Genomic DNA, 10,081 nt, shown 5'->3' on the forward strand with positions numbered 1-10,081 from the left:
TCAGCGGGTGCCCGCGCGGCGGAATCCGCGGACGCTGCCCCATACGGCGCCGATGAGCATCACCGTCAGGGTCACGGCGCTCACCAGCCCCGGGTGGTGCCCGGGGAAGCCGCCGGTGGCCGCCGCGCCGGGGTCGTTGCCCCACAGTTGCCGGCAGGTGGTGACGACGGAGGTGACGGGGTTCCACTCGGCGACGGGGCGCAGCCAGCCGGGCAGCCCGCTGACGGGCACGTAGGCGTTGGACAGGAAGCTGAGGATCACCAGCACCAGGGCGCCGGTGCCGTCGATGGCCTCGACGTTGCGCTGGGTGGTGCCGAGCAGGATGCCGACCCACGTCATCACGTACACGAAGGCCAGCAGCACGCCGAAGCCGGCGGCGGTGCGCAACGCGCCCCCGTGCGGGCGCCAGCCCACGCCCAGCCCGACGAGGCTGACCGCGGTCAGGCTGACCGCGCCGACGAGCAGGTCGGACAGGGTGCGGCCGAGCAGCACGGAGGACGGGGCGATGGGCAGCGAACGGAACCGGTCGACCAGCCCGTGCCGCAGGTCGAGGGCGACACCGATGGCGGTGGGGCCGACCCCGGTCAGGCCGACCTGGATGGCGATGCCGGCCATGATGAAGTCCTCGTAGGCGACGCCGCCGGGGATGTGCATGGAGCTGCGGAACAGGTAGCCGACGGCGATCAGCATCACCAGCGGGTTCATGGTCACCAGCACCAGCCGGCCCGGTGAGCGGCGCAGATGGGTCAGGTGGCGACCGGCCAGGGCGAGCGTGTCGCCGAGGTGGCCGCGCACGGGGCCGGCCGGCCCGGGGCGGGCGGCCGGCCGTTCGGTGGCGGTCGGGACGGTGGCCGTCACTGGGGCTCCTCTTTGCGGCCCGGGCCCGTGAGGTCGAAGAAGACGTCGTCGAGCGTGGGCTTGCGCAGTTCGATGTCGACGGTGGGCACGGCCTTGTCGCGCAGGGCCTGCGCGGCGCGGGCCAGGTCCTCCAGGCCGTCCGCGCCGAGCTGGACGGATACCCGGCGGGTGGCCTCGTCGGTGACGGGGGCCGGGCCGCCGAGGACGGCCAGTGCGGCGGCCGCGTCGGCGAGGTGCTCGGGGCGGGCCACGGTCACCTCCAGCCGGTCGGTGCCGACCTGCCGTTTCAGGGCGTCGGGGGTGCCTTCGGCGATGACCCGGCCGGCGTCGATGACGGCGACCCGGTCGGCGAGCTGGTCGGCCTCCTCCAGGTACTGGGTGGTGAGCAGGATGGTCACGCCGCCGGCCGCCAGGTCGCGGACCACGTCCCACAGGACGTTGCGGCTGGCCGGGTCGAGGCCGGTGGTGGGTTCGTCGAGGAACAGCACCTCGGGGTCGCCGATGACGCAGGTGGCCAGGTCGAGGCGGCGGCGCATGCCGCCCGAGTAGGTGCCCGCGGGCCGGTCGGCGGCCTCCGTCAGCTCGAACCGGTCCAGCAGTTCGGCGGCCCGGCGCACGGCGCCGCGCCGCCCGAACCTGAGCAGCCGGGCCAGCAGGACGAGGTTCTCCCGCCCGGTGAGGAGTTCGTCGACGGCGGCGTACTGCCCGGCCAGGCCGATGCGCCGGCGCACCTCGCGGCCCTGGCTGCGCACGTCGTACCCGGCGACGACGGCCCGGCCGCCGGTCGGCTGGTCCAGGGTGGCGAGGATGCGGACGGTGGTGGTCTTGCCTGCGCCGTTGGGTCCGAGGACCCCCAGCACGGTGCCGGCCGGCACCGCCAGGTCGATCCGGTGCAGCGCGGTGTGGGTGCGGTAGGTCTTGCCGAGTCCCTCGGCGAGGATCGCGGTGTCGGACGCGGCCACGGTCAGTCCGCCTGCCGCTGGAGGCTGAGCGGGCGCATGTCGGTCCAGTGGGTCTCCACGTGGGCGACGGCGGTGGCGCGGTCGGTGGCGTCCAGGGCCACGCGCCAGCCGTCGGGCACCGCGGCGAACGACGGCCACAGGGAGTGCTGTCCCTCGTCGTTGACGAGGACGAGGAAGGTGCCGTCTTCGTTGTCGAAGGGATTGGCCATGGCGGGTCTCCAGATCTCGGACGGTGGGTGGGACGGTCGGCGGTGGCGGGGGTCAGCGGGCGGCGGCCAGGGCGCGCAGCCGGTCCTCGACGGCGGCGCCGATCAGCGCGGCCGGCGCCGGCCGCAGCATCCGCTGGTGCCCGCAGGGAACCTCGTGGATCTCGGCGGGCCGGCCCAGGTACGGCTCCCAGTTCTTGGCCTTCAGGGCGCGTTCCTCCCGGGTGAGCCCGTCGGCGGCCAGGAAGAGCGTCACCGGGCAGCCGTCGAAGTGGCTCGGGGTGTGCCGTTGGACCAGGTCGAGGTGGTTGCGCATGACGGCGAGCAGCCGCTCCAGGGTGGCCGTGCCGAGGTCGGCGAGCGGGCCGCCGGTGCGCTGGAGGTGGGCGGCGACGGCCGGCGGGTCGAGCCGCTCGGGGCCGGCCGGGTCGGCGCCGGCCTCGGTGAGGAAGTCGGCGAGGAACTCCGCGTCGGTGGGGTGGGCGCCGCGCCCGTCGTCGGGGTAGGCGTCCAGATTGGCGAGGTAGGCGACCTTCTCGCCGGCGGTGTGCAGCAGGGCCGCGATCTCGTGGGCGACGATGCCGCCGTACGACCAGCCCAGCAGGTGGTACGGGCCGTGCGGCTGGACGGCCCGGATCCGGGTCAGGTAGTCGGTGGCGACCTCTGCGACGGTGCCGGGCAGCGGGCCGGTGCCGGCGAGGCCGCGGGCCTGGAGGGCGTGCACGGGCTGTTCCGGGTCGAGGTGTTCGGCGAGCGCCGCGAACGGGATGCCGAAGCCGAGGCCGCCGTGCACGCAGAAGAGCGGCGGCCGGGTGCCGCCGGTGCGCAGGGGCAGCACCGGTCCGAGCAGGTCGACGGTGCCGCCGTCGGCGTCGGCGCTCGCGGCCAGCGCCTCCAGCGTGCGGTGTTCGAAGACGGCGGCGAGGGAGATCCGCAGCCCGGCCCGGGCGGCGGCGTTGACCAGCCGGATCGCCTTCAGGCTGTCCCCGCCGAGCGGGAAGAACGCGTCGTCGGGGCCGGCATGCACGCCGAGCACCTCGGTGACGGCCGCGCACAGCCGCCGTTCGGCGTCGGTGCGGGGCGCGCGGGCGGCGGGGCCGTCGGGGCGGGCCGGGGCGGCCGGCAGGGCGGCCACGTCGAGCTTGCCGTTGACGGTCGTCGGCAGCTCCGGCAGCGGCACGTAGGCGCCCGGCACCATGTACGGGGGCAGGACGCGCGAGAGGTGCCGGCGCAGCTCCGCGGGCTCGGGCGCGGGGGCGCCGGGCGCGGGGACGACGTAGGCGACGAGCTGCCGGACCCCGTCGGGGCCGGTGGGGGCGAGCACCGCGGCCCGGGCGACCGCCGGGTGGGCGGTGAGTCGGCGTTCGATCTCGCCGGGTTCGATGCGGTAGCCGCGGATCTTCACCTGCTGGTCGGCGCGGCCCACGTGGTCGAGCCGGCCCCGGACGTCCCAGCGCACCAGGTCGCCGGTGCGGTACATGCGCGCGCCTGGCTCCCCGTACGGGCAGGCCACGAACCGTCCGGCGGTCAGCGCGGGCCGGTGCAGGTAGCCGCGGGCGAGGCCAGGGCCGGCCAGGTACAGCTCGCCGACCACGCCCGGCGGCACCGGCCGCAGCGTCTCGTCGAGGACGTAGGCGCTGGTGTCGCCGACGGGCAGGCCGATGGGCACGCCCGCCGGTGCGTCGGTGGCGGCGGCGGTGTCCTGGAGGGTGGCGAACGTGGTCACCTCGGTCGGGCCGTACACGTTGTGGACGGTGGTGTCCGGCAGGGCGGCCCGGAGCCGGTCGAGGTGGTCGCGGGAGTGTGTCTCGCCGCCGGTCAGCAGGGCCCGCAGCGGGGCCAGGGCGCGCGGCCGGGTGTCGGCGACGGCGTTGACGAACTGGGTGGTGAGGAAGGCGACGGTCACCCCGGCCTCCCGCAGGAACGCGCCGAGCGCCTCGGGGCCGGCGGGCCCCGGCGGGCAGACGGCGAGCCGGGCGCCGTGCACGAGCGGCGTCCAGATCTCGAAGGTGGACGCGTCGAAGGCGACCGGCGCGAAGTACAGGAAGGTGTCGTCGGGGGTGCACGCCAGCTCGGGCAGCCCGTGCACGAGGCGTACGGCGGCCCGGTGGGAGACGGCGACGCCCTTGGGGCGGCCGGTGGAGCCGGAGGTGTGGATGACGTACAGCAGGTCGTCGGGGCGGGGGGCGGGCACGTCCGGCGCGTGGCCGGGCAGGGCGGCCAGCGCGGTCCGGGTGGCGGGCGCGTCCAGGACCAGCGGCTCGGTGCCGGGCCCGGCGGCCCGTGCGCAGCGGGCGGCGAGGGAGTCCTGGGTGAGCAGCAGCCGGGCCCCGGCGTCGGCGAGGGTGTCGCGTATCCGTTCGGCCGGGTGGGCGGGGTCCAGCGGCAGGTAGGCGGCGCCGGTGAGGGCGATGGCGAGCAGCGCGGTGACGGTGTCCGGGCCGCGTTCCAGGCACAGCGCGACCAGGTCGCCGCGGCCGACGCCCCGGGCGGCCAGCAGGTGGGCCAGCCGGCCGGCGGCGCGGTGGAGTTCGCCGTGGCTGGTGCGGGTGAGGCGGCCGGCGGCATCGCGGTGGACGAGGGCGACGGCGTCCGGGGTGGCGGCGGCCCGCCGGGCCGCGAGCTCGGTGACCGTGGTGGCGGGCGTGCCGGTGCGGCGGGTGCCGCGCGCCAGCAGGGCGTCCCGCTCGGCCGCGCCGAGCAGCTCCAGCCGGGACAGCGGGCACCCGGGGTCGGCGAGCGCGGCGCCGAGCAGCCGGACGCAGGCGTCGGCGATGCGCCGGGCGGTGGCGGGCTCGAACAGGTCGGCGCTGTACTCCAGGGCCAGTTCGAGGCCGGGGCCCGCGTCGGAGAACTGGAAGAACAGGTCCCATTTGGCGGTGGCCGACGGCACCTCCTCGGGCCGTACCGTGAGCCCGGCGGGGCCGGCCGCCACGGCGGGGAGCTCCTGCTGGTGGGCGAACATCACCTGGAACAGCGGGTGCCGGGCCATCGAGCGCTCGGGGGCGAGGACCTCCACCAGCTTCTCGAACGGCAGGTCCTGGTGCCGGTAGGCGGCGAGGTCCCGCTCGCGCACCCGCTCCACGAGGTCCCGCAGGCCGGGGTCGCCGGAGGTGTCGGTGCGCAGCACCAGGGTGTTGACGAACATGCCGACGACGTCGTCCAGCCGTTCGTCGCCGCGGCCCGCCACGGGGGTGCCGAGCGGGATGTCGGTGCCCGCGCCGAGCCGGGTGAGGAGGGCGGCGAGGGCCGCCTGGAGCACCATGAACGGGCTGGCGTTCCACTCGGCGGCGCACCGTCGCAGCCGGGCGGCCGACGCCTCGGGCAGTGTGGCACGCGCGGTGCCGCCCCGGTGACCGGCGCGCGCGCCGCGCGGGGCGTCCCGGGGCAGCGCCAGTTCCTCGGGGAGCCCGTCGAGGGCCTTCCTCCAGTACGCGAGCAGGCGGGAGAGTCCGCTGTGCGGCCGGTCCCCGTCGCCGAGCAGCTCGCGCTGCCAGAGCGTGAAGTCGGTGTACGTCACCGGCAGCGGCGCCGGGTCGGGCGCGTGGCCGGCGCCGCGGGCCGCGTAGGCGGCGGTCAGGTCCCGAACCAGCGGGGTGAGGGACCAGCGGTCGCCGGCGATGTGGTGCAGGACGAGCAGCAGGACGTGTTGGCCGGGGCCGAGCGCGAACAGCCGGGCCCGCAGCGGGATCTCGGTCTCCAGGTCGAACCCGCGGGCCACCTCGGCGGCCAGCGCCGCGGGCAGCCCGGCCTCGGTGACGTGGTCGGTGGGCAGGGGCACGGGGGCGTCGGCCGGCGCGAGCACCCGCTGTTCGGCCGGGCCGACGGCGCCGGGGCCGGTGCGCGCCGGGAACACGGTCCGCAGCGCCTCGTGCCGGGTGACGAGGTCGCGCAGCGCCGCGTGCAGCGCGGGCACGTCGAGGGGGCCGGTGAGCCGGACGGCGAGGGGGATGGCGTAGAGCCCGCCGGGCGCGCCGAGCCGTTCCACGAACCACAGGCGCTGCTGGGCGTACGACAGCGGCACGACGGCCGGGCGGGGCCGGGCGGCCAGCGCGGGCCGGTCCGGTGCGGCGGTGCGCAGCCGGCCGGCGAGCGCGGCCGGGCTGGGTGCCTCGAACAGGTCGCGCACCTCCAGTTCCGCGCCGAGTTCGGCGCGGACCCGGTTGACGATGCGGGTGGCGAGCAACGAGTGCCCGCCGAGGGCGAAGAAGTCGTCGTCGGCACCGACGCGTTCCAGCCCGAGGACCGAGGCGAACACCGCGCACAGGGTGCCCTCCTCGGGGATGCGGGGGGCGCGGGCGGAGGTGACGTACGCGGGCGCGGGCAGGGCACGCCGGTCGAGCTTGCCGTTGGCGGTCAGCGGCAGGGCGGGCAACCGTACGACGGCGGCGGGCACCATGTGCTCGGGCAGCCGCTCGGCGGCGAACGCCCGCAGCTCGGCGGCCAGTTCGGGGTCGCCCCGTACGGCACCCGGCTCGTGCGGGGCTGTCTCCGGCTCGTGCGAGGCCGTCTCCGGCTCGTGCGGGACGACGTAGGCGACCAGGCGCAGGTCGCCGGGCCGGTCCTCGCGGGCCAAGACGGCCACCTCGGCGAGGCGTGGGTGCCGGCCGAGGACGGTGGCGATCTCCCCGAGTTCGATCCGGAACCCGCGCAGCTGGACCTGTTCGTCGGCGCGGCCCAGGTGGACGAGGGTGCCGTCGGACCGCCAGCGGCCGAGGTCGCCGGTGCGGTACATCCGCTCGCCCGGCACCCCGTACGGGCAGGCCACGAACCGTCCGGCGGTCAGCGCGGGCCGGTCCAGGTAGCCGCGCGCCAGGCCTGGGCCGGCGACGTACAGCTCGCCGGGCACCCCGGCGGGCACCGGCCGCAGCGCGCTGTCCAGGACGTACACCCGCAGGTCGGGGATGGCCCGTCCGATGACGCTGTCCCCGCCGGCCGCGACCCGCTCCCGGTCCAGCTCCTGGTAGGTCACGTGCACGGTGGTCTCGGTGATGCCGTACATGTTGACCAGGCGCGGGGTGTGCGGGTGCCGGGCGTACCAGTCGCCGAGCCGGCCGATGTCGAGCGCCTCGCCGCCGAACACCACGTGCCGCAGCGCGAGCGGGCGCGGGCGGTCGGCGTCGGCGCGCATCAGCTGCTGGAAGGCGGACGGCGTCTGGTTCAGGACGGTGACCCGCTCGGCCGCCAGCAGGTCCAGGAAGGCGTCCGGTGAGCGGGTGACGTCGTGCGGGACGACGACCAGGCGCCCACCGCGCAGCAGCGCGCCCCACAGTTCCCACACGGTGAAGTCGAAGGCGATGGAGTGGAACAGGGTCCACACGTCGTCCGGGCCGAAGCGGAACCACGCGTCGGTACGGTCCAGCAGCCGGACGACGTTGCGGTGCGGGACGACGACGCCCTTGGGCCGACCGGTGGAACCCGAGGTGTAGATGACGTAGGCCGGGTGGTCGGGGGTGAGGGCGGGCCGGGGCGCCGCGGCCGGCGCGGTGGCGGCGGCGTCCGTGTCTAGGTCGACGCGGAGCGGGCCGGGATGGCCGGCCGCCGGGGCGGGCAGCCGGACCTCCGTGGTGGTCAGCAGCAGGGTGGGGCGGGCGTCCCGCAGGGTGCCGGCGATGCGCTCGGCCGGGTGCGCGGGTTCCAGCGGCAGGTAGGCGGCGCCCGCCTTCAGGACGGCGAGGAGCGCGACGATCAGCTCGACGCCGCGCGGCAGGGCGACGGCCACCAGGTGTTCGGGCCCGGCACCGTGACCGGCGACCACCCGGGCCAGCCGGTCCGACCGCTCGTCCAGCTCCCGGTAGGTGAGCCGGTCCCCGCCGGGCCCGGTGACGGCCACGGCGTCCGGGGTCCGCGCGGCCTGGGCGGCGAACAGCTCGGGCAGGGTCTGCCCGGTGCGCCCCTCGGGGGCCGGTCCGGCGGGGCGGGGGGTGCCGCTCCACTCGGTGAGGATGCGGTGCTCCTCGGCCGGGTCGAGGGCGCCGAGGAGGGCGAGGGGCGCGTCCGGGTCGCCGGCCACCTCGCCGAGGATGCGCACCAGCCGGTCCAGCAGCCGCCGCGCGGCCCCGGCGCCCTCCTCCGGCGCCGACGCGCGGTACGACAGCCGCAGCCGCAGGCCGTCGCCGGGCAGCACGGTGAGGTGCAGCGGGTAGTGGGTGGCCGCGTGCACCCGGGCGGTGGAGACGGCGCCACCGGAGTGCCGGCGGAGTTCGTCCTCGTCGAGCGGGTAGTTCTGGAAGGCGAGGACGGCGTCGAAGAGTTCGCCCTGGATGCCGCACGCGGCCTGCACCTCGGCGAGCGGCAGGTGTTCGTGCGGCATCATCGCGACCTGCTGCCGGGCCAGTTCCCGGAACAGCTCGCCGGCCGGCCGTTCCGGCCGCACGTCGGCCCGCACGGGCAGCGTGTTGGCGAACAGTCCGATCATCGACTCGACGCCGGGGACCTCGGCGGGCCGGCCCGAGGTGACGGCGCCGAAGACGACGTCCTCGCGGCCGGTGAGCCGGCCGAGCAGCAGCGCCCAGCAGCCCTGCACGACGGAGTTGAGGGTGACTCCCCGCGCCCGGCCCCAGCCGAGCAGCGCGTCGGTCTGCGCGGCCGGCAGCACGGCCTCGGCCTCGGCGGACGGTTCACCGGTGCCGGTGGCGTCCGGGGCGAACCGGACGGGCCCGTCCAGCCCGCGCAGCAGCTCTGCCCAGGCGATCCGCGCCGCGTCCTTGTCGCGGCCGGCCAGCCAGGCCAGGTAGGAGCCGAACGGCGCGGGCGCGGGCAGCGGATCGCGGTCGTGCCGGGTGCCACTGCCGGTGGCCGTGCCGTCCGCCGGGTCCGCCGGGCCGGGGGCGCCCGGGTCTCCGGCGAGCAGGGTCAGTTCGCGCACCGCGAGCGGCAGTGACCAGCCGTCGAGCAGGATGTGGTGGACGGACCACACCAGCCGGTGGCCGCGCTCGCCGAGCCGGACGAGGGCGAACCGCATGAGCGGCGGCCGGGCCGGGTCGATCCGGCGCCGCCGGTCCTCCGCCGCGATCCGGTCCGCGGCGGCCGTCCGTTCCGCCACGGGCAGGTGGGTGAGGTCGTGCACGGTCCACTCGGGTTCGGCGTCTTCGGCGCGCACGACGACCTGCACCGGCTCGCCGTTCCTGCGGTGCCGGAAGCAGGCCCGCAGGTTCGGGTGGCGGCGCAGCAGCGCGGCGGAGGCGGCCCGCAGCCTGCGTTCCAGGTCGGCGCCGTCGCCTTCGATGTCCGCGGTGAACTGGAGGACGTAGTGGTCGGTCGCCGCGCGGTCGTACGAGGACAGGAAGAGCAGCCCCTGCTGGAGCGGCGAGAGCGGCAGGACCGCGCTGATCCTGGACCCGGTGCTGGTTTCGGTCACGACAGGTCCTCACTCAACTCGAATTCCAGGTCGGCGAGTTCGTCGGCGGACAGGGTGATGAGCGCGTCGGCGGGCTCCGGGGCGCTGGTGTCCTCGTCGGCGGACGCCTCGGTCGCGGCCCGGGCGAGGTCGGTGACGGTGCGCTGTTCGAAGACGTCGCGGGTGGTCAGGGCGAGGCCGGCGGCGCGGGCCCGGCTGACCAGTTGGATCGAGCGGATGCTGTCGCCGCCGAGCGCGAAGAAGTCCTCGTCGACACCGACCTCGGGGACACCGAGCACCTCGGCGAAGATCGCGCACAGGGTTCGCTCACGGTCGTCGCCCGCGGCCCGCTTGGCCTCCTGGCCGGTGAGGGCGGGGCGGGGCAGGGCCTTGCGGTCCAGCTTGCCGTTGGGCGTCAGCGGCAGCGCCTCCAGCACCAGCCAGGACGCCGGGATCATGTACGCCGGGAGCAGGCGGGCCAGTTCCGTGCGCACCTGGTCGGGGTCGACGCCAGAGCCGGTGAGGTAGCCGACGAGGCGCGGGTTGCCGGACGCGTCGGGCAGGACGGCGACGGCCGCGTCGGTGACCGATTCCAGGGAGCGGACGACGGCCTCGATCTCACCCGTCTCGACCCGGCGACCGCGGATCTTGACCTGGTGGTCGCGTCGTTCGATGAACTCCAGCTGCCCGTCGGGCCGCTGCACCACCCGGTCCCC

At 76.4% G+C, this 10,081-nt stretch carries 5 protein-coding genes; all 5 read right to left on the reverse strand.

Features of this window, described 5'->3' with window-relative positions; translation table 11 throughout:
• Positions 1 to 858: an ABC transporter permease gene (locus ACIQVT_RS11715; protein WP_403750897.1), complete on the reverse strand. Its 858-nt coding sequence runs from the start codon at positions 856 to 858 to the stop codon at positions 1 to 3.
• Positions 855 to 1,820: an ATP-binding cassette domain-containing protein gene (locus ACIQVT_RS11720; RefSeq protein WP_403750899.1), complete on the reverse strand. Its 966-nt coding sequence runs from the start codon at positions 1,818 to 1,820 to the stop codon at positions 855 to 857. The genes ACIQVT_RS11715 and ACIQVT_RS11720 overlap by 4 nt, the downstream gene beginning before the upstream one ends.
• A 2-nt stretch (positions 1,821 to 1,822) precedes the next feature.
• Complete coding sequence (locus tag ACIQVT_RS11725) at positions 1,823 to 2,029, reverse strand: MbtH family protein (protein ID WP_403750901.1); 207 nt, start codon at positions 2,027 to 2,029, stop codon at positions 1,823 to 1,825.
• Positions 2,030 to 2,081: 52 nt separating this feature from the next.
• A complete protein-coding gene (locus tag ACIQVT_RS11730; protein WP_403750903.1) occupies positions 2,082 to 9,386 on the reverse strand; it encodes an amino acid adenylation domain-containing protein in 7,305 nt (2,434 codons plus the stop codon).
• Positions 9,383 to 10,081 (reverse strand): phosphopantetheine-binding protein (locus ACIQVT_RS11735; RefSeq protein WP_403750905.1); only part of this gene is annotated, 699 nt, incomplete at its 5' end. The genes ACIQVT_RS11735 and ACIQVT_RS11730, both read right to left, overlap by 4 nt.

Source organism: Streptomyces sp. NPDC100445, assembly GCF_044759735.1.
Classification (GTDB): Bacteria; Actinomycetota; Actinomycetes; order Streptomycetales; family Streptomycetaceae; genus Streptomyces.

Excerpts from the sequence above, each read along its gene's own strand:
- ACIQVT_RS11725 (WP_403750901.1), bottom strand. The coding sequence starts at position 2,029 with ATGGCCAATCCCTTCGACAACGAAGACGGCACCTTCCTCGTCCTCGTC.